The sequence below is a fragment of the Marinobacter sp. BSs20148 genome, from assembly GCF_000283275.1.
GTDB classification, from domain to species: domain Bacteria; phylum Pseudomonadota; class Gammaproteobacteria; order Pseudomonadales; family Oleiphilaceae; genus Marinobacter; species Marinobacter psychrophilus.
The window spans coordinates 2,194,128-2,214,082 of record NC_018268.1 but is presented as its reverse complement, the minus strand read 5'-3'; the positions used below and the strand labels follow the sequence as shown (position 1 = coordinate 2,214,082).

At 53.3% G+C, this 19,955-nt stretch carries 20 protein-coding genes and 1 tRNA gene; 9 read left to right on the top strand and 12 right to left on the bottom strand.

Features of this window, described 5'->3' with window-relative positions; translation table 11 throughout:
• Position 1 precedes the first annotated feature (1 nt).
• Both MRBBS_RS10065 and metH read right to left on the bottom strand, forming a co-directional pair.
• On the bottom strand, positions 2–244 hold the full coding sequence (locus MRBBS_RS10065; protein WP_014871393.1) for a DUF2970 domain-containing protein: 243 nt from the start codon (positions 242–244) through the stop codon (positions 2–4).
• Between the two features lie 29 nt (positions 245–273).
• Positions 274–3,972, bottom strand: a complete 3,699-nt coding sequence (metH, locus tag MRBBS_RS10060) for a methionine synthase (RefSeq protein WP_014871392.1) — start codon at positions 3,970–3,972, stop codon at positions 274–276.
• Positions 3,973–4,203: 231 nt separating this feature from the next.
• Between metH and nfuA the strand changes: the two genes are divergently transcribed.
• Positions 4,204–4,791 carry a Fe-S biogenesis protein NfuA gene (gene nfuA / locus MRBBS_RS10055; RefSeq protein WP_014871391.1) on the top strand — a complete coding sequence of 196 codons (588 nt, stop codon included), beginning with the start codon at positions 4,204–4,206 and terminating at the stop codon, positions 4,789–4,791.
• 88 nt (positions 4,792–4,879) lie between these two features.
• On the opposite strand, the gene MRBBS_RS10050 is transcribed toward nfuA, so the two are convergent.
• The 5 genes from MRBBS_RS10050 to MRBBS_RS10030 form a co-directional block, all read right to left on the bottom strand.
• Complete coding sequence (locus tag MRBBS_RS10050) at positions 4,880–5,200, bottom strand: TusE/DsrC/DsvC family sulfur relay protein (RefSeq protein WP_014871390.1); 321 nt, start codon at positions 5,198–5,200, stop codon at positions 4,880–4,882.
• 4 nt (positions 5,201–5,204) lie between these two features.
• Positions 5,205–5,531 carry a DsrH/TusB family sulfur relay protein gene (locus MRBBS_RS10045; protein WP_227497504.1) on the bottom strand — a complete coding sequence of 109 codons (327 nt, stop codon included), beginning with the start codon at positions 5,529–5,531 and terminating at the stop codon, positions 5,205–5,207.
• 75 nt (positions 5,532–5,606) lie between these two features.
• On the bottom strand, positions 5,607–5,957 hold the full coding sequence (locus MRBBS_RS10040) for a DsrE family protein (protein WP_014871388.1): 351 nt from the start codon (positions 5,955–5,957) through the stop codon (positions 5,607–5,609).
• 2 nt (positions 5,958–5,959) lie between these two features.
• On the bottom strand, positions 5,960–6,373 hold the full coding sequence (gene tusD / locus MRBBS_RS10035) for a sulfurtransferase complex subunit TusD (RefSeq protein ID WP_014871387.1): 414 nt from the start codon (positions 6,371–6,373) through the stop codon (positions 5,960–5,962).
• A gap of 74 nt (positions 6,374–6,447) precedes the next feature.
• Positions 6,448–7,167 (bottom strand): Bax inhibitor-1/YccA family protein, encoded by a 720-nt coding sequence (locus MRBBS_RS10030; RefSeq protein WP_014871386.1) that lies wholly within the window; start codon positions 7,165–7,167, stop codon positions 6,448–6,450.
• Positions 7,168–7,531: 364 nt separating this feature from the next.
• Between MRBBS_RS10030 and MRBBS_RS10025 the strand changes: the two genes are divergently transcribed.
• Both MRBBS_RS10025 and MRBBS_RS10020 read left to right on the top strand, forming a co-directional pair.
• Positions 7,532–7,622: transfer RNA gene (locus MRBBS_RS10025), tRNA-Ser, on the top strand.
• A gap of 208 nt (positions 7,623–7,830) precedes the next feature.
• Positions 7,831–8,592: an SDR family oxidoreductase gene (locus tag MRBBS_RS10020; RefSeq protein WP_014871385.1), complete on the top strand. Its 762-nt coding sequence runs from the start codon at positions 7,831–7,833 to the stop codon at positions 8,590–8,592.
• A 42-nt stretch (positions 8,593–8,634) separates the two neighbouring features.
• Here MRBBS_RS10020 and MRBBS_RS10015 read toward each other — a convergent pair whose 3' ends face one another.
• Complete coding sequence (locus tag MRBBS_RS10015) at positions 8,635–9,903, bottom strand: NAD(P)/FAD-dependent oxidoreductase (RefSeq protein WP_014871384.1); 1,269 nt, start codon at positions 9,901–9,903, stop codon at positions 8,635–8,637.
• Positions 9,904–10,146: 243 nt separating this feature from the next.
• Between MRBBS_RS10015 and hutG the strand changes: the two genes are divergently transcribed.
• Genes hutG through MRBBS_RS09990 form a run of 5 tightly spaced genes read left to right on the top strand, consistent with a single transcriptional unit; the run spans position 10,147 to position 15,669 of the window.
• The gene (hutG, locus tag MRBBS_RS10010) at positions 10,147–11,115 is read left to right on the top strand and encodes a formimidoylglutamase (RefSeq protein ID WP_014871383.1); all 969 of its coding nucleotides are present in this window, start codon (positions 10,147–10,149) and stop codon (positions 11,113–11,115) included.
• Between the two features lie 43 nt (positions 11,116–11,158).
• Positions 11,159–12,130, top strand: coding sequence for a TAXI family TRAP transporter solute-binding subunit (locus tag MRBBS_RS10005; protein WP_014871382.1), 972 nt, complete (start codon positions 11,159–11,161; stop codon positions 12,128–12,130).
• Between the two features lie 31 nt (positions 12,131–12,161).
• Complete coding sequence (locus tag MRBBS_RS10000) at positions 12,162–12,632, top strand: DUF1850 domain-containing protein (protein WP_014871381.1); 471 nt, start codon at positions 12,162–12,164, stop codon at positions 12,630–12,632.
• A 16-nt stretch (positions 12,633–12,648) separates the two neighbouring features.
• Complete coding sequence (locus tag MRBBS_RS09995; protein ID WP_014871380.1) at positions 12,649–14,907, top strand: TRAP transporter permease; 2,259 nt, start codon at positions 12,649–12,651, stop codon at positions 14,905–14,907.
• Between the two features lie 3 nt (positions 14,908–14,910).
• A complete protein-coding gene (locus MRBBS_RS09990) occupies positions 14,911–15,669 on the top strand; it encodes an IclR family transcriptional regulator (RefSeq protein ID WP_014871379.1) in 759 nt (252 codons plus the stop codon).
• Between the two features lie 34 nt (positions 15,670–15,703).
• Here the strand turns inward: MRBBS_RS09990 and MRBBS_RS09985 are convergent, their stop codons facing one another.
• The 3 genes from MRBBS_RS09985 to MRBBS_RS09975 form a co-directional block, all read right to left on the bottom strand.
• On the bottom strand, positions 15,704–16,906 hold the full coding sequence (locus MRBBS_RS09985; RefSeq protein WP_014871378.1) for an esterase/lipase family protein: 1,203 nt from the start codon (positions 16,904–16,906) through the stop codon (positions 15,704–15,706).
• A gap of 139 nt (positions 16,907–17,045) precedes the next feature.
• Positions 17,046–18,161, bottom strand: a complete 1,116-nt coding sequence (hemH, locus tag MRBBS_RS09980) for a ferrochelatase (RefSeq protein ID WP_014871377.1) — start codon at positions 18,159–18,161, stop codon at positions 17,046–17,048.
• 47 nt (positions 18,162–18,208) lie between these two features.
• Positions 18,209–18,640: a TIGR01244 family sulfur transferase gene (locus MRBBS_RS09975; RefSeq protein WP_041635575.1), complete on the bottom strand. Its 432-nt coding sequence runs from the start codon at positions 18,638–18,640 to the stop codon at positions 18,209–18,211.
• Between the two features lie 201 nt (positions 18,641–18,841).
• Between MRBBS_RS09975 and MRBBS_RS09970 the strand changes: the two genes are divergently transcribed.
• The gene (locus MRBBS_RS09970) at positions 18,842–19,294 is read left to right on the top strand and encodes a phasin family protein (protein WP_014871375.1); all 453 of its coding nucleotides are present in this window, start codon (positions 18,842–18,844) and stop codon (positions 19,292–19,294) included.
• 23 nt (positions 19,295–19,317) lie between these two features.
• On the opposite strand, the gene MRBBS_RS09965 is transcribed toward MRBBS_RS09970, so the two are convergent.
• A complete protein-coding gene (locus tag MRBBS_RS09965; protein ID WP_014871374.1) occupies positions 19,318–19,947 on the bottom strand; it encodes a TetR/AcrR family transcriptional regulator in 630 nt (209 codons plus the stop codon).
• Between the last annotated feature and the right edge of the window lie 8 nt (positions 19,948–19,955).

The following is a 19,955-nucleotide window of genomic DNA, read 5'->3' as shown; positions in this document are numbered from 1 at the left end:
ATCAGGCAGTGGCTAGAACCACATTTACAAGAAGAATCAAGCCGCCAATCAACAAGACCGTAAACAATATCCCGCCAACAATGTAGGCCCACGGGCTCGGGTTGGCGAAATCTTCTTGGTGGCGCTTGCTGGATTGAACGCCCAGAGCGCCCGCCGAAATACTCTGCATCACTTTCAATAAGCTTGGCCGCGGCAGCGCTTTGCTGCCGGACTGAGCGCCTTCATCCTTACTTTTCGTGTCCATAACCGGTCTCCGCTATTTACATCAGAGCGTTATTCCGCTGGATCGTACGCCAAGCTGGGTTGTAACCAGCGTTCGGCTTCGGCTTTGGTTTGGCCGGTACGATCAGCATAGTCTTCAACTTGATCTACGCCAATGCGACCGACGGCAAAGTATTTGGACTGCGGATGCGAAAAGTACCAGCCAGAGACCGCAGCGGCCGGGAACATGGCAAAGTGCTCGGTCAGGGTGATGCCGGTTTTGGCGGTTGCATCCAGCAGGGTAAACAGTGTGGCCTTTTCAATGTGGTCAGGGCAGGCGGGATAGCCGGGTGCTGGACGAATACCTTGATAGCGCTCTTTGATCAGCGCGGCGGTGTCCATGTTCTCGTCACTGGCGTAGCCCCAGAACTCCGTGCGCACGCGCTCGTGCAGGCGCTCAGCGAAGGCTTCTGCCAGGCGATCTGCCAGAGCTTTTACCATAATGGCGTTGTAGTCGTCGTTGGCGTCTCTGTACTCATTAGACATTTCTTCAGCGCCGATGCCGGTGGTGACCGCAAAGCCACCTACGTAGTCAGGGTGTTCATAACCTTTGGACGCCACGAAGTCTGACAGCGCCATCATCGGCTTTCCGGGTGCCTTTTCATCTTGCTGACGCAGGTGATGCAGCACTGCGAGCTCTTCAGTGCGGCTTTCATCAGTGTACACAACAACGTCATCGCCACGCCGGTTCGCCGGCCAGAAACCAGCTATACCACATGCGGTTACGCGCTTTTCATCAATCATTTTGCGAAGAATAACCTGAGCTTCGTCGAACAGAGTTTTGGCGACTTCACCGCGCTTGGGATCGTCAAAAATCTGCGGATATTTGCCTGCGATATCCCAGGAAATAAAGAACGGTGTCCAGTCAATGTAAGGCACCAGTTCGTTCAGATCGTATTCTTCGAACAAGCGAGCGCCCAGAAAGGCCGGCTTGGGGGGCACGTAGTTGTCAAAGTCGATCACCGGTGCACGGTCGCGAGCTTCTTTCAACGACACCAGCTTGGTGCGCTCGCTGCGGTTTTTGCGGCGTTCGCGGATTTCGTCGTACTCCTCCCGTGCAGCTTTTACCAGGTCAGGTTTAGCGGTTTTACTCAGCAGTTTTGAAGCCACGTTAACGCAGCGCGAGGCGTCTGACACGTAAAGGGCGATGTCGTTTTTGTAGTGCGGCTCAATTTTCACTGCGGTGTGGGCTTTGGAGGTCGTAGCACCGCCGATCATCAGTGGCAGGTGAAAATCCAGACGCTGCATCTCACGGGCTACGTGTACCATTTCGTCCAGTGACGGCGTGATCAGTCCGCTAAGGCCAATAATGTCCACGTTGTGCTCTTTCGCCGCGGCCAGAATTTTGTCGCAGGGCACCATAACGCCCATGTCGATCACTTCGTAGTTGTTGCACTGCAACACCACGCCCACAATGTTTTTGCCGATGTCGTGCACATCGCCCTTCACCGTGGCCATCAGGATTTTGCCCTTGGCCTGTTGGCCTCCGGATTTTTCCGCTTCAATAAACGGAATCAGGTGGGCTACCGCCTGCTTCATGACACGGGCGCTTTTGACCACCTGAGGCAGGAACATCTTGCCGTCGCCAAACAGATCGCCAACCACATTCATGCCGTCCATCAAAGGACCTTCAATGACATGAATGGGGCGATCTACCTCTTGCCGGCAAGCTTCGGTGTCTTCAATGATGTGGCTGGTGATGCCTTTTACCAGGGCGTGTTCCAGGCGTTTTTTGACCGGCAGATCACGCCAGGCCAGATCTTCTTCCGGGGTCTTTACGCCCTGGCCTTTGAAACGCTCGGCAAGTTCCAGCAGGCGGTCGGTAGAATCTTCGCGGCGATTCAGCACCACATCTTCTACAGCTTCTTTCAGTTCCGCCTCAATGTCGTCGTAAATCACCAGTTGGCCGGGGTTGACGATGCCCATATTCAGGCCGGCTTTGATGGCGTGGTATAAAAACACCGAGTGAATAGTCTCGCGCACCACGTCGTTGCCGCGGAACGAGAACGAAACGTTACTGACACCGCCGGAAATCGAGGCGTGGGGAAGGTTGGCGCGAATCCAGCGGCAGGCGTTGATGAAGTCCACCGCATAGTTGTTGTGTTCTTCAATGCCGGTGGCAATGGCAAAAATGTTCGGGTCAAAAATGATGTCGCCCGGTTTAAAGCCAATGCTCATCAATGCGTCGTAAGAGCGCTTGCAGATTTCAGTTTTACGCTTAAAGGTGTCGGCTTGGCCTTTTTCGTCAAACGCCATAACCACCACGGCGGCGCCGTAGCGCATACAGTCCCGGGCTCGCTTGAAGAATTCTTCCTCGCCTTCTTTCAGGCTGATGGAGTTCACCACGGCCTTGCCCTGAATGCAGCGTAAACCGGCTTCGATGACGTCCCACTTGGAGGAGTCAATCATGATGGGTACGCGGCAGATGTCTGGCTCTGAAGCCACCAGGTTCAGAAAGGTGACCATCACCTCTTCCGAATCCAACAGGCCTTCGTCCATGTTGATATCAATAATTTGCGCGCCATTCTCAACCTGGTCCCGGGCTACGCTTAGAGCTTCTTCGTAGCGTTCTTCTTTGATCAGGCGTAAAAACCGCTTTGAACCGGTAACGTTGGTCCGCTCACCCACATTGATGAACAGGGTGTGTTTATCGCCGGTAAAAGGTTCCAGGCCCGACAGGCGCAGTGCCGGCTTTGGCTGCGCGATTTTCCGCGGCGGGTATTTGGCGACGGCGTTGGCAATGGCTTCAATGTGGTCCGGGCGCGAACCGCAGCAACCACCAATAATGTTAAGAAAACCATCGCGGGCAAAACCTTCGATGATGTCGGCCATTTCCTCCGGGGTCTGGTCGTACTCCCCGAATTCGTTGGGCAGACCGGCGTTGGGGTGGGCGCTGATATAGGTATCCGCTTTAGCGGACAGCTCTTCTATATATGGCCGCAGGGCGTCAGCGCCCAGGGCACAGTTCAGACCGACCGAGATGGGTTTGGCATGGGCAATGGAATTCCAGAAAGCCTCGGTGGTCTGGCCAGAAAGCGTGCGGCCAGAGGCATCGGTAATGGTGCCGGAAATCATGATGGGCAGCTCGATACCGCTGTCTTCAAAATATTGCTGGGTGGCGTAAATGGCAGCTTTGGCGTTCAGCGTGTCGAAAATGGTTTCGATTAGAATCAGGTCGCAGCCGCCTTCAACCAGGCCTTCCACTGCTTCGTAGTAGTTATCCACCAGAGCCTGGAAATTTACGTTGCGATAGCCCGGGTTGTTCACATCCGGTGAAAGCGAGGCGGTGCGCGACGTGGGGCCCACGGCGCCGGCCACGAAGCGCGGTTTCGCGGGGTTTTTGGCAGTAAATTCATCGGCGATTTCGCGCGCCATTCGCGCGGCAGCCACGTTCAGCTCTTTGGCGATGTCTTCCAGGCCATAATCCGCTTGCGACAAACGTGAAGAGTTAAATGTGTTGGTTTCAATAATGTCTGCGCCCGCATCCATGTAATCTGCGTGAATATTGCGCATAAGCGCGGGCTGGGTCAGGTTCAGCAGGTCGTTGTTGCCTTGCAGATCGCTTGCGTAATTGGCAAATCGTTCACCCCGGAATGCTGCTTCGTCCAACTTCAGTTGCTGGATCATGGTGCCCATGCCGCCGTCTAGAATTACAATGCGTTCTTTAAGGGCTTGGTGCAGTTGTTTCAGGCGGGTGGTGCGGTCGGTCATGGGGTTCTCTTTCGTCGATTGTTTTAAAACAGGCGCGGGCGTGGCTGTTCATTTTCGGCGGCAAATCATAGCAAACTTAGCGCCTCTGGCGTAGTTCATACGCTGGACAATCCGCTCTGGAGCAATAGCGGAAAGTAATTATACCGCATAAAGACCAACCAATTTGGTTGGTCTTTCATGTTGCCTTCATCTGCCGTAAAATAGGATGAAATTCTTAAGCGAGTTAAAAATATGTCCGTGGTAACTGTGACTGACCCCGCGCGGGATTATCTTGCGGAACTGATTTCAAAACAGGACGTTAAAGGTATGGGTGTGCGCATTTTTGTCACCCAGCCCGGCACCAAAAATGCCGAAACTTGTCTTGCTTACTGCCCGCCTAATGAAATTGTGCCGACAGATGAGCAGTTCGATCTGGAAAAGTTCACTTTGTATCTGGACCATGCTTCTGTTCCATTTTTGGAAGAAGCCTACGTGGATTATTCCAAGGACCAAATGGGCGGACAGCTGACAATCAAGGCGCCGAACGCCAAGGTAGCCAATGTCGATGAAAACGCGCCCCTGCCAGATCGGGTGAATTACATTCTTGCGTCGGAAATCAATCCCGGCCTGGCGTCCCACGGCGGTGAAGTGTCGCTGGTTGAAATTGTCGACGACTCCATTGTGGTACTGCGTTTTGGTGGCGGCTGTCAGGGCTGCTCTGCGGTTAGCCTTACGCTGAAGCAAGGTGTTGAAACTACGTTGAAAGAACGGGTGCCGGAAGTGACTGCCGTGCGCGATGTGACGGATCACACCGTGACTGAAAACGCGTATTATCAGTAACGTCCCGCTCAATATAAGGGACAGATTTCAAATCTGTCCCTAGCTTTTATCCTCCGCTTCAAAACCTGTCCTCGGTTTGTCTGACCCGTTACAAACAATTGGTGGGCCTTGGCAAACCGGCAACGCGACAGGCGCTTTTGGCCGGAGTGCCGGGGAACAGCTGCATAAGGTAGATACTATTGCCTTTGTCTTCACCCAGAGCTTCTTTTACCGCTTTTACAAACAGCCGGTTTGATGGCGGTGACATAGCGTGCTGCTGATAAAAATCCCGTAAAAACTGCACAATTTCCCAATGGGCCGGCGACAGTTCTAGGCCGTTATCGGCGGCTATTTGTTCAGCGATCTGCGACGTCCAGCTGTCGGCATCGTCCAGAAAACCTTCATTGTTACGTGTTGGCGTGTTGATCATGATTTCACCAGCTGATGATGCGTGTGGCCAGAGCGCTCAATTGCACCATGTGCTCGTAGTCTATCTGTGGTGTAGCTCCCGTCGCTTCGGCACCCGCCCCGGATTTGGCAATCAGGCCGCGGGCGCGGGCGTCGGCAGCCAGCATGAACACCGGGCAGGGCGCCGCAGTAGCCACTTCAAGTGCGCTTAACACCGCGTTTTCAATCAGCAGCAACGTGTCTGCGGTGGCCAGCGTTGCCATGCACTGTGCAGCCCTGGGATGCTCCGCCGTTTTGTTCAGTATGTGCAGGGTATGAATGTGTGCGGGTAAGTCTGCAACAGACTGGCTCATAAGGTGGTCCAATGGTTTTCGCCCTAACAGGCGGTTTGTCAATTCGCGAACGGGGCGGGTGTTGGTCGCCGTTGATCAGCCGGCGAACGTCACTTTTTCGAAGCCCATCATAAACGTCTGGTCAGGTGCTATCAGGGTTACGCCAGCAATTATAGCGTCATTCGCCAGGCCATAGCGTTGGCAAGCCCGGGCATCGGCATACAAAGCTTCAACGCCAAAAATGGCCGCTGCACCCAGATTTTGCGCCACGGACTTTTGGCCAAGGCTGTTGGGTTGCTGTCCGGCGCGAAGCCAGTTTACACCGGCACCGCTGAACAGCAGGGCACAGCTTTGGTCAAAAGCTGCAAGTGAAAACGCCATATCAAGGCCTTCGCGCCCGCTCCAGCTGCCATAAGGCGCGTGGTCAATCACAATTAACTCAGTCATGATCAAGCCCCGCTGTGGAAATAGATAACTTTACTGCAAGTACCGGCTTCCACCCATTCGCCCAGTCCGGCGATTTCAAATGGCGTCCTTATGTTGTGTGCGGATAACTCGTAACGTGTTTGCTCGCCGCTGTCGATGAGGCCACGGCGTAGGGCCGAGGCGACACAGGCTACGGCCGGGATCTGGTGCTCCGCCAAGAACTCAGACCATAGCCGAGGCCAGTGGGGCTCGTCAGAGGGCGGGCATATCAGCGCCGAGGCCATGTGAATGCCATCGCCGTATAGGAAAACACGGTCAATCTGGTGGCCTGCGGTAACAGCCGCACGGGCAAAGTCCAGCGCGGTTTGAGGGGCTTGGGATGAGTAGGGAGCCCCGGTTATGACCAGTGTGTAGGTTTGCAGAGAAATGTCAGCCATGATTTGGGATCTTGTCTGATAACAAAAGCCCCGGCAAGTGCCGGGGCTTCGGGTTACGTTAACGTCCGATTAAATCAGTCGTTGCCACCGAACGCACCCAGCAGGTGCAGCAAGGCTAAAAACAGATTGTAAATGTTCAGGTATAACCCGGTGGTTGCCATGATGTAGTTGGTTTCGCCACCGTTAACAATACGGCTTGTGTCGTATAAAATGAAACCTGACATCAGCAGCACGATAGCAGCGCTAAGAGCAAGGCTGAAGGCCGTTATCTCAACACCAAACATACTGGCTACTATGCCACCTACAGCCGCAATCAGCACCACAACCAAGCCTGCAACCAGCATGCCGCGCATGAAGCTGAAGTCTTTTTTGGTGGTCAGAACGTAGCCGGAGAGCGCAAAGAACACCACAGCGGTTCCGCCAAGAGCCTGGGTTATAATCTGCCCGCCGTTGGAGAACTGAAGGTAGTGAAGCAGAATCGGGCCTAGTGAAAGACCCAGCAGGCCCGTGAATGCGAACACTACGGCAATACCGGCAGAGCTGTTGGCGGTACGTGGCAATACAAACCAAACCAGGGCAATGGCACCCAGGCTACACATCAGGCTTGTGCCCCGGCCCATGCCGACCGACATTGCAACAGCCGCCATAACTGCGCTGAATGCCAGCGTCATTGCAAGCAGGGTGTACGTGTTGCGCAGAACCTTGGTCGCTTCAGCACTGATAGGTGCAGTCGCGGACCCGCGGGCAATCTTGTCGCTAGCACTCTGTGGAACGTTGTACTGTCTGTTTTGCATTGCTATCTCCGTTTAAAGCGACTGGGTGCTTTCTAAACCAACTGCGTATTATTAACAAGGGTCAGATGCTATTTCAAAAGGTCATTCACTGTAGTCTATAATAATGTCGATTTCACAACTTTCAATCATTTAACGGCTAATTTTGTCCGGTTTCTCGGTAACTACTGTGACAATCGCAAGTTTGAAAAATTTCATTAAGTTGACGTAACTCTTGTTCAACCATTGTTTAATTCTGTCGCGACTCTAACGTAATTTTAGAGCTGACTTTTCAGTTTCTAGTTCCGAATTTAGCGCAGAGCGTTGACAGAGATAAGAATTCCGGTATGATTCCCTCGGCTGTCGCTAGGCAGCAAAGGAAGAAAGTGGTGGGTTGGCAGAGTGGTTTAATGCAGCGGTCTTGAAAACCGCCGAAGGTTAATAGCCTTCCCGGGGTTCGAATCCCTGACCCACCGCCATTTTCTTCTCAAGTTAATATTCCCCAGCAATAAAATCCTTTCGCCCCGCAATCGCAACTGCTTATATTAATACGTTTGAATTTCTTCCCTGGTTTTCTGAATTCTCTGGCTGTTTTAAACAGATGCAGTAATAAACTGAACGTGAACTGGACAGATCTATGAGCCCCTGCCAGTTTACTTCGTTTGTGTTTACCAAGGAGTCTGGTCTATGTCTGATGATCGAAAAGTGGCCCTGGTGACCGGGGGAGCTCATGGCATTGGCCGGGGCATAGTGGCGTTCCTGCTGAAGCAGAATTGGCGAGTTGCTTTTTTCGACCTGGATGACACTGCCGCGAATGAGATTGCCACAGCGTTTGGGGACCCCGCCAACTTGCTTTACGTGCGCTGCAATGTGGCAGATGAGGGCGACGTTAAGTTGGCGTTGCGTCAGCTTATAAACTGGGGAAGTAGGCTGGATGCGCTGGTGAACAACGCCGGCTTGGCTGATCCGGTGACCGGCGCGGTGGAAAATCTGTCGTTGGCGGAATGGCAGAAGCGACTGGATGTAAACCTGACCGGTCCCTTTCTAATGGCGAAACACTCAATACCGCACCTGCGGCTTACCCTGGGGGCCATCGTCAACATTGCCTCGACGCGGGCGATGCAGTCTGAAGCCAATACCGAAGCCTACGCCGCCACCAAGGGCGGACTGGTAGCCCTGACCCACGCCCTTGCGATCAGCCTGGGGCCGGAGGTAAGAGTCAACTGCATCAGCCCGGGGTGGATCGATACCCGCGAGCCGGAGGCAAGCGAGGAACCCGCGCCCCTAAGCGCACTGGACCACGCCCAGCATCCCGCTGGGAGGGTCGGCAAACCCGACGACATTGCGGCGATGGTGCATTATCTGATTTCCCCCCAAGCCAAGTTCGTCACTGGGCAAAACATCGTGGTGGATGGCGGTATGGTGCGCAAGATGATCTACCAAGAGTAGGAGCATCCTTGCTGCCGACCAAACCTAAGGCAGACTGTGATTTTAGCGTTCTGCGCCAGCCGCACGCCGCTCATAAGCGCTAACAGCTTTGAAACCGATACGGCGGAACGGTTCTGGCGGCATCCATCCCGGCTTGTCCATCAGTTTTGCTACATCAATGTGGGGCTCGCCGCAGGCGTAATTTGCTAACTGTTGGCCGAGCAGGGTGCCTTTAATTATGCCGATGCCGTTACAGCCGATAGAAACGTAAAGTCCATCCTTTAATTCTCCCCAAAGCGGCGCACCGTTGGCAGTGAGAGACGTTGTGCCGCCCCACCAGTCCTCCAGGCCGTAAGCTTGAAGTTCGGGGAAACGTGAAAACAGGCTAGTCGCCAGCATGTCTTTTACCGAATCATCACCCTCGCTTTCGTACCCATATAAACCCCTGATTAATATACGGTTGTCATCAGTTGAGCGTAAGGTAGAGCCCAGTCGATGGGCGGGCAGAAGGCCCCACTGGCCGTGCTGTGAATAACGGGAAAAAATGGCATCTGGCAGCTGGGGCGTTATGCCGGCATAGGTAAAAATCTTCACGCTGTATGCGTGTCCGTAGCCTAGAGCAGAGGCAAAGGCGTTGTTCGCCAAGAACACCTTCGGCGCGCGCAAGGCCCCTTTGGGTGTCTGCGCTCGCCACATGCCCTGTTCGCGAAAAAGCCGAATCGCCGGGCTTTGTTCGTAGAGGGTTACCGATGCGGGTAAGTTTCGCGCTAGGTTAGTGATCAGGTCAAACGGGTTCAGCAAGCTGTTGCCAGGTAGTTCAATGCCTGCTTTGTAATAGGGGCTCCCCGTCAGTTCAGTCATGTCGCCCGCCGACAGAGGTGCAAACGGCTGTTGGCTTGCGTTCAGGAATTGTTCGAGCGTACGCAGGGCTTTCAGCCCTCCTTTTGTGGCGGCACCTTTGAAAACGCGTGCAGGTTGGGCCTTTTTGTCGCCCAAGCCATTTTGCAACAGAGTTTGATGGGTGCGGCGATAATGTTGATAAAGCTCAGACGCCATGCCTGGACTTGTCGCGCCAAAAGCGTGTTCCAATAAAAAGCCGGAGTTACGCCCTGGCGAACCGGATCCGATGGTTTCGGCTTCCAGAATCCTGATGTCGTCGTTTGGCCGCAGCGTTTGTAGTTGGGCGGCTATGCCGATGCCGGTATAGCCGCCACCAATAATAATCGCGTTGCAGTTGCCATCGTCTTCAAGCAGTGGTCGTGTGCGCTCCAGATTACGAGGATGCGTCCAGCCGCAGTTACGTTGATAGTGCGGGTATGAGTTTTGGTTCATGGCGGTAGCTATTCTCTCCGTGCAGAGTGTCAGGGGCTGCAGAGTCGACGAGCGTCTACAAAACATCATGTTACCGCGTTAATGAAAAAACTGCCCTTAAGAGATTAAATATATACTCAAATTTATTGTATAAAAATACATATAGAAATAAAGTATTAATATATAAATAAGTTGTTTGTTTTAAGGTTCAAATATCAATAAACATGTGCTTATATGTGTTCTATATTCACAAAGAGACACTCCATGACCTCTTTCATTGAAGCCAGTGACTGGCACGGTCGGTTTGACCCTGAAGACGGCGACGAGTCGATACGTTGGCATCAGCGAGTGGTAACTCAAGCAGGGGCTGACAAACAGGCTCAGTCTGGTCTAATCGGTTTTGCGTCTGACGCCGGCATAGCTCGTAACAAAGGTCGCATTGGTGCCGCACAAGGGCCGTTCGTGCTGCGCGACCAGCTGAAAAACTTGGCGTGGCATGGTGGTAACAGTCAGGTTGTGGATTTTGGTACTGTCACCGTTGACGACGGCCGACTAGAGGCGGGGCAGACAGCGTTGGCAGCGGCTGTTTCCCGGGCATTGCCTAAGGTAGCCCGGTTGCTTGTTGTCGGTGGCGGCCATGAAACGGCCTGGGGCACGTTCAACGGTTTGATACAGGCTTTTGATCCAGCGTCTACCCGCATTGGCATCATCAATCTGGATGCTCATTTTGACCTGCGAAAGGTAGGCGAACAGGGCCCGTCATCTGGCACACCATTTTATCAAATGGCCGAGCGGTTAGGCGCTGATGACTTCCATTATTGTTGCCTCGGAGTGTCACGTACCAGCAATACGCCCGCATTGTTTCAGCGTGCTGACGATTTAGGCGTCAGCTATATGGAAGACTGGCAAATGCAGCCAGATCGAATGTCTGACATAAAACAGCGGTTAAGAACTTTTTGTGAGAGTTTGGACCTGATTTATCTGACCATAGACCTAGACGTACTTCCACATTATCAGGCCCCTGGAGTGAGTGCGCCCGCGGCTCGCGGTGTGCCGCTGATCGTGGTTGAAGGAATCATCGACGAAATTTTGAGCATCGTGCCTTTCCTGCGCCATGGCATGCCATTGGTCGAGATGTGTGAATTAAACCCTATTTACGATGTGTCCGGTATGACAGCCAGAACAGCGGCGTTGTTAGCCAATACGTTGCTGTGTTCCAGAACCCTCGCCTGAGGGTGACTCAAAGAAGTGCAATCAAAATAAGAGGAAATAAAAAATGAAAATAATGAAACTTAAAACGGTACTGCTAACGGCAGCGCTGAGTGCGGGCCTTGTAGCTGGCGCAGTGCAAGCGCAGGAAAGAGTCTTTTTCGGCATCGCCACGGGCGGTACAGGCGGGACTTATTATCCATTAGGCGGCATGTTGGCCCAAGTGATTTCGAATAACGCCGATATTGAAGGCAAGAAGCTGTCTGCAACGGCGGAAACTGGAAACGCTTCCGTGGCTAACGCCAGCCTGCTGGGCCGCGAAAGCATCGAGTCTGCCTTTGTGGCCGCTGATATCCTGGACGCCGCTTATAAAGGCCGCAACCAGTTTGAAGGCAAGGCCATGAAAAACTTGCGTGCGCTCGGTGCGCTTTACCCGGAAACCGTTCAACTGATCGCCCAAGAGGGCATTACCAGTTTTAACGATTTGGAAGGCAAAACCATCAGCTCTGGTTCACCCGGGTCAGGCCAGTGGCAACTGCTGGGCGACCTTTTGGCTGCCCATGGCATGTCACGTGACAGCGTAACCGAGGATTATTCATCGTTTTCCCAGTCGGCTGAAAAAATCAAGGACGGCAATCTGGATGCGTCGCTGATTACCGCCGGTTCGCCGACGTCGTCTCTTGTAGAACTTACAAACAGTCACACTGTGAATGTAATTCCGCTGTCTGGTGCACCGATTAAAGAGCTACAGAAAACGCAGCCCTATTACGCATCAACCATCTTGCCGGCTGGCACTTATAAAGGTATCGACAAAGACGTTGAGACCATTGCGGTTCGCGCAATCTGGGCTACTCACTCTGGTCTGTCAGACGAAATTGCGTACGCCGTGACCAAGGCGCTTTATGAGAACACCGAGACGCTGGGCAAGGTTCACGTAAAAGGTAAAGAAATCACCTTGGAAAGAGCTCTGGAATCGGTATCCATTCCGTTACACCCTGGCGCCGAGCGTTACTATCGTGAAAAAGGCATTATCGATTAAGTCAAAACAATGTTTGCCGCTGGCCGCCGGAATGCTCTGCATTCTGGCGGCTACAGCCGATGCTGCCGCAGCATCGGCTGTAGCCGCGAACACGATCGGTCTCAGTATTTCTGTGTACCGTGAAGGCAAACCACTTGATTGCGTTGTACTGGAGCAATCAACATTCGAGTTGTCTTTCATTCACTCGGTATCGCTAACACCGGTTACCGACTATTACACGGTTGTACAGTCGCCTATGGGTTTTCAGATTGTGCAAACCTCTGAAACGTTTTTCGCACACGGTCAAGGGCTGCCTTCGTTAGTGAATGAGCCAGATGCCACGGATTTCAGGATTGAGAACGGGCAATTTGTGCTGACAATGTCCCGCCTGATTGAACAACTCATTGTTCGTACCGATGTGCGCTTCGAAAATCGACTACATACAAGGTCCGAGACGACCAACCTGAATCGCTGGCCAGACAACGGTTTGTTGCTGAAGCCGGTTTCCAGCTGTCCAAAATAACGCTGAGTAAACGCGCATGACCCAATCCAACGCAATCGGTGCCGATCGCTCCGATTCAGCCACGCCTGAAATGCACCAGGCTGAACTTGATGGCCTAATCAAGAAGTTTGATAACGAATCCAACTTTCGCGATCTAAAAGGCGTGCTGAAATGGCTGGTAACCATTACCTGTGTCGTTTTGAGCGTGTTTCATATTTACACCGCAGGTTTTGGCCTGCTGAATGAGATTTCCCACCGCACGGTGCATATGGCCTTTATTATGGGCCTTTTGTTTATCGTGTTTCCGCGTCGGCCGCCGAAGCATTTGCGGGTGAATGCGGTTCTGAGCTTGGTTTACGGTGCTTTTTACCTATTAATCGCCTACCAGCTGGTTTCAGCCCTCGACGGGATGATCCCGGCCTGGTGGGGCTGGGGCATTTACGGCTTTGCGCTGTTGATGTCAATTTCAGCGCTGCCGATTGCAGCCTTGGGGGGGCGTAACAAGCCTAGCTGGATTGATTGGCCACTGATGCTGGCTGGCGCAGGTTTCTCGGCCTACCTGGTTATTTTCTTTAAAGACATCTTCATTGTTAATATTGGCTTCCCGAAATCGTTCGACTACCTGATGGGCGGTATCGCCATCATGCTAGTGATTGAAGGCGCGCGCCGCACCATGGGGGAGTCCCTTTCGATTATCGGTGTGCTGGCTCTACTGTATGCCATGTTCGGTACCCAGATGCCGGGCATGATGGCGCACCGCGGCTACGACATTATTCGCCTGGTCGAGCACCTTTATCTGGGCACCGAGGGTATTTACGGCATTGCTATTGGTGTTGTGGCCACTTACGTATTCCACTTCGTCCTGTTCGGTGTTTTGGCGCAAGCGTCTGGTTTGGGGCAGCTTTTTATCGAACTGGCTACGGTGGTTGCAGGCCGCTACGCCGGTGGCCCCGCAAAAGTATCGGTGGTGTCTTCAGGCTTTTTTGGCATGATTTCCGGCTCTCCGGTGGCAAACACAGTCACTACCGGGGCGTTCACTATTCCAATGATGAAAAAGTACGGTTTTAGCGGACGTTTCGCTGCCGCCACCGAAGCCGCATCGTCTTGCGGTGGGCAGGTAACGCCGCCCATTATGGGCGCCTCAGCGTTTGTGATGTCCGAAATGCTAGGCGTGCCGTATAACGAATTGATTCTGGTCGCTATTATCCCTGCGGCTTTTCACTACCTGGCAACTTTGTGCATGGTGCACTTTGAAGCACGCCGTTTGAACTTGAAGGGTATGCCGGCGGATCAGATTCCGCAGCTGGGAAATGTGCTGGCCAGGCATTGGCATCAGGTTATTCCACTGGTGGTTATGGTGACGCTGTTGCTAATGCAGTTCACGCCTTTTCTGGCGGCGTTCTGGGGCATTATATTGACCGTAACCTGTTCTTACATTCCGCTGATTCTGCGCCCGCTGGGTTTTACCAGGCTGGATCACGAAAGTGTGCTGACACCGAAGCGCTTGGTTGCCGCGTTGGAAGAAGGCTCTAAGCAGTCTATCGCCATTACCGCAGCCTGTGCCTGTGTAGGCTTTTTGCTGGGTGTGACGACATTAACGGGGCTGGGCTTTAAGTTCTCCGGCGCGATTGTTGGTCTGGCTGTCGACTTTGGCACTACATTGAGCGCGTTCATCCCGTTTGACTTGATCACCACTGACAGCTTGACGTTGTTCATTGCGCTGATTCTGGTGGCGTTGGCTTGTATTCTGATGGGTGCTGGCATTCCCACCACGCCAACATACATCATTCTAGCGGCTATTGTTGCGCCTGCACTGGACGACTTTGGCATCGCACTGCTGGCTTCACATTTCTTCATCTTCTATTACGGGGTGCTAGCGGACGTGACGCCACCTGTGGCGCTGGCAGCCTATGCGGGTGCCGGTATATCCGGCTCAGACCCGATGGCCACCGGCGTTACGGCGTTCCGCTTGTCGATGGGTAAGGCGCTCGTGCCATTTATGTTCATTTACGCCCCCAGCTTGTTGTTCCTTGATTTCACTTGGACGGAGTTCATCCTAGCGATGGTCAGCGGCATTATGTGTATTGTCGCGCTGTCGGCGGCTTACATTGGCTTTTTCAGTGCGCCCCTGTCTCGCTTGGAAAAAACAGTATTAAGCCTGGCTGGTCTTTCACTGGTCGCCCACAATCCGTGGTTCCTGGCTATTTCCGGTACTTTGGTTGTGCTAATTTTGGGGCGCAACTATCGTATCGGGCATTACCCGCAGCCAACTGCGATCAAAGCTAAAGGAGTGTGAAAAGTGAGTGCCAAGGATTATACGGTGCCGGCTTTGCAAAAAGGGCTGAAAATACTTGAAATGTTCGACAGTCAATGCCGCACTCTGAGCCAGGTTGAAATGGCTCAACGTCTGGAAGTGTCCAGTAGTTCGTTGTACCGAATTGTGCAAACACTGACGGCGATGGGGTATTTGAACAAAATCGGAACCAACACCTACACCCTGGGCTCACAGGTTGTTTCCCGCGGTTTCAGTTATTTGGGCAGCCGAGAAATTGTTGAGGTCGCAGCACCGCTAATTACAGAATTGCGTGACAATACCAGTTTGTCCAGCCACATCGGTATTCGCGATGGCGTAGAAGTGCTTTACGTATTTCGTGCGCTTGCCTTGCAGCGGGTATCTGTAAATGTGCCGGTAGGTACACGGTTTCCGTTGCACACTACAGCGATGGGGCGGGCTTTGCTGATGGGCATGTCGCCGGCGGACTTACAAAGTTTGTTTCAGGGCCAGCGTTTGGATGGTTACCCCAAACCTGCACCGAAAACCATGCCAGAGCTGCTCACATTGTGCGAAAAAGAGCACGGCCAGGGCTGGAATATGCACTATTCGGATTACTCCACGGCGCTGGCCTTGCCCCTGCGCAACTTTACTGGCCAGGTGATTGCGGCTATTAACATCAGTGGGCCAGATCCGGTGATGAGCTCTCCGGGTGACCAAGAGATCCTGTTAGGTCAGCTAAAATTGACTGCCAATAAGATTATGCGCAGATTAGGTGGCGTGTAACAAAGAAGGATGAGGCCAGCCTGCCGTTGTTTAATTAAACCAGCCACTCCACTATCTGGTCATGCACGACTTTGTTGTCGAGCAGCGCCAGATGATTCAGTTTTTCGAATACCCGGCAGTCCTCCGGGCGTATTCGCAATTTTTTCAAACCATCAGAATGATGCCCTTTTGCGCTATCCAGCCGCACCAGAAGATCTCCCACCATTGTGCTGGAAAAGTCTGTCGGGTGATCGCCAATGGTGGCGGCCAGGAAGTAGTGCCTGGTGCCTGCTAGCAGCGGGACCGGTTTGCGGATGTCGAGGTGAAACTCATCCTGATCGATACCTTCCCAGTCATCGTCAAGCAAATTTCCATATCGCAGGTCTTTGATACCGGCGCTGGTGTGTTGCGCAAGCGCAAAGGGGCTGGCGTAGCGAAACTTTTGCATGACGAAGGTGAGTAAATGCCCGGCTTTGGCCAATGCGGCGCCGTGATGGGGTGAGCCGAGGTAAAGCGCTTTTTTGACCAATTGGGTCCAGGGTAATTTAGGCTCGCTGCCATACCAGCAGGCGCTGCGGATAACCAGCCCGCCCATGCTGTGGCCAATCAGAAGCAGCTCTTCAACTTCGACCGGCCAAGCATCGATCAATATCTGAAGTTGTTCGCTTAACTCCCTGCCGTTACAGGAAATATGCCGGCCCGTGTTGTAGTTGAGGTACAGCGGTGTAAAGCCATGGGCTCGCTGCAGCTCGATACCCAAGTCTGCTTCGTTGTGGCCTTTCCAGTATTCGTGTGACAGGCATAAGCCGTGAACCAGTACCACGATACGCGGGCCAGCGTTGGGAAACGTGGCGCCCATGCTGCTTGAGTCAGGTCTTAATTTTGCGCCCTGGCTATTTCTGAAGTGCATGGTAATCGCGAGGGGATTGTTACTGGCTTCGAGGTGATCACCACAGACACCGTTCAACGCCGCTGCGACTTTCTCGCTTTGTGCCGAGTGTAGGAGTTCGTCATCCGCCGAGTACCCGTCAAGGGATCGATGCAAGCCTTGTTGCAATGAAGACATGGTCGACTGAATAAACCGATATGTGTGGCCCTCCCGTTCCTTAGAGGGCACTCCTGCAATGTCACGCAGCCGGTTTAACGGGTTAATCTCCCGGACAATGGTGCGATGTGTCCGTTCGGCTATGCGGGTAACGCCACCAGCCACATCCAGAAGCAGTTGGGCTGAGCCGTGTAGCGATTTGACGGATACCATGGTGTTGGCCTCTTAGCATATGCTCAAGATTCTGACACAGGTAAAATGACGGGGACAGATTAATAAGCGGGCAAATTAAATAGGGGACAGATTTGAAATCTGTCCCCGGGTACAAGGGGAGCTCTGCGCGCGCAAGCTTCTACAGTTTTGCCGTTTCGTGGGGATACACCGTTGCCTGCTGTGCATCGGCCAGGGCCTGGCGCTCAGCCAGATGTTGCGGATTGTTCAACGGTATTTGCCAGCCTTCAATATTCTGCTCGATCAGAGCGACCAGCGCATCAATGTGTCCCTGCGTTGCGTTCAATGCCGCAATGTAATTAAACGCCTCACCGCCGGATTCCATAAAATACTCGCGGTTTTCTTCGTCGATTTCTTCTACCGTTTCCAGACAATCTGAAGAAAACCCAGGGCAGAATACATCCACCGATTTGACACCCTGGTCGGGAAGTGACTTCAGAGTTTCGTCGGTATAGGGCTTCAACCATTCTTCACGGCCAAATCTGGACTGGAAGGTGGTCATGTATTCGTCTTTTGCCAAGCCCAGACGCTCAGCCAGCAAGCGCGATGTCTTGTGGCATTCGCAGTGGTAAGGGTCGCCCTTGGTCAAGTATTTTTTCGGCACGCCGTGATAAGACAGCATCAGCTTCTGTTTGCGCCCGTGCTCAACCCAATGGGCTTCGATAAGCTCAGCCATGGCCTCGATGTACGGCGGAAAATCGTGGTAGTGAGAGATAAATCGAAAATCTGGCAGCCAGCGGCGCTTGGCAAAATCCTGGGCAATGGCGTCAAAAGTGGAAGCCGAGGTAGACGCGGAGTATTGCGGGTACAGCGGCAGTACCAGCATCTTACGCACGCCTTGCCGTTGCATTTCGTCCAGTGCGCTGGTCACGGATGGGTTGCCATAGCGCATGGCAAACTCCACCACCACATTGTCGCCATAACGGGCTTTGAGCTCTTCGCGAATGGCGCCCGCCTGGTTGGCTGTGTGAATCATTAACGGCGAGCCTTCTGGCTGCCACACGCCGGCGTAGGCTTTGGCACTGCGTGACGGGCGAATGCGCAGGATGACGCCGTGCAAAATCAGCCACCATAAAGGGCGGGGCACTTCTACTACGCGAGGGTCCCACAGAAATTCCCCCAGATAACGCCGCAGCGCCGAGGCGGTTGGGGCATCGGGTGTTCCCAAATTTGTAACCAGCACGCCCAAGCGTTCCGGCTGGCTGTGGCGGAAGTTTTCGGAACCTTTGAATTGCATGAATGAATCCTGACTGATTGCCTGTTCGAGTGGGGGATGTTGGCTTATTAGCTATTTTTCTGAGCCCGCTGAGCCAACCGCGGCGCAATTCCGCTGATGTCGTAACCAGCGCTTTGGGCCTTTTCGAATATTTCCTTTGCCGGGGTCTCACCAGCCGAGCTGAGCGCCCACAGAACAGTGCAGCGAGTTCCGGAACGACAGAAAGCCAGTACGGGAGCGTCGGCTGTGCGGATCATTGCGCCGAAGCGTTCCACGTCATCATCGCTGATGTTGCCAGAGGCCACCGGCATATATACCCACTGCAGACCATGTTCACGTGCGGCTTCTTCGATACCCGCCATAAGTGGCTGGCCAGGTTCTTCGTTATCCGGGCGATTGGCGACCAGCGTTTTGAAGCCCAGGCTGGCGATGGCGGGTAGGTCGGCTATCTGGATCTGCGGTGTTACTGAAATACGATCATCAATTTTTCTGAGGTCCACGGCTTCATCTCCCGGAATCGATTTTGAAAACAGATGGCCATAATCGCATACCGTGGCGAACATGCAAAAGAAAGCCGCAGCGCCAAGCAGTCGGCTTACGGATTAGCCAGACGGGACACTAGACTGCAATCGGGCGCCGCCTGTAATACAATTGGCCCATTGCTGTAACTCGCGCTTCGGCGCCTGCCTGGAGGTTTTGCCATGACTGATGAGCACGACAAAAATACGGATGCGGATGCCCAACTGCCGGACAAAATAAAGGATTCCGATGCCCAACTGCCGGGCAAAATAAAGGATTCGGCACGACAGATCTGGTTGGCAGGGCTTGGCGCCTTCAACAAGGCCGAAGAAGATACCGGTCGTTTTTTCGAACGCCTGGTCCAGGAAGGCGAGCAGATGGAAAACCGCACCCGCGGTGTGGTTGAGAAGCAACTGAAGTCGGTGGAAGATCGGGTAGAGGGCGTACGCGAGCGCGCCACTGGCACCTGGGATAAATTAGAGCATCTGTTCGATCAGCGGGTATCCGGCGCTCTGCGTCGCCTGGGAATATATCGGCAGGAAGATATCATGAGCTTACAAAAGCGGGTAGAGCGCCTGGAAACAGAACTCGATCGCGTTAAGAAATTAACGCCTGGCTATAATGAGGAAGAGTGACACTTTCACCAGAGCCCACTGTTTTATAGATAACTTCTGCTGATCAGCAATGCCTGCTCTTTTTCCTCTGCTGCCAGGTAAGGCAACATCAGGCACATGGTCTGGTATACGCCGCGACCAGGGTCCACCGCATTACGATCATCGAGATGTGAAAGCGTATCAAAACTGCTCCAGTAGCAAGTGGTTAGCGTTAACTGGTCACATAAAGTCGCTAACTCTTCGGTGCCGATGGTCATAAACCCCTGGGCGCTGAAGCTGGTGCAGATGGTGCGGAACGCGGTGTTTTTCAGCTTCAATATTTTGCGAAATTTTGGCTGTAGCCGAGGATGGCGCGACAGCACATTGACAAGATCCTGATACAGAAAACGGTAGCGGGCTACCGCTTCGAACAATAGGTGCAAAAAGAAATTTTGCTGGTCCAGGCTTATGCTGACGTCAGCAGGCACGGTCAGCAGGTCGTGCATCTGAAGCTCGAAGCTTTCAAACAGTTCACTGACAATGTTGCTTTTGTTGTTGAAGTGGTAGTAGAGGTTGCCCGGGCTGATGTCCAGTTCATCGGATATCAGCAGCGTGGTTACATTCGGCTCGCCCAGGGCGTTGAACAACGCCAGGCTGGTATCGAGAATGCGATCGCGAGTTTTGATCTTTGCCATAACGCGCG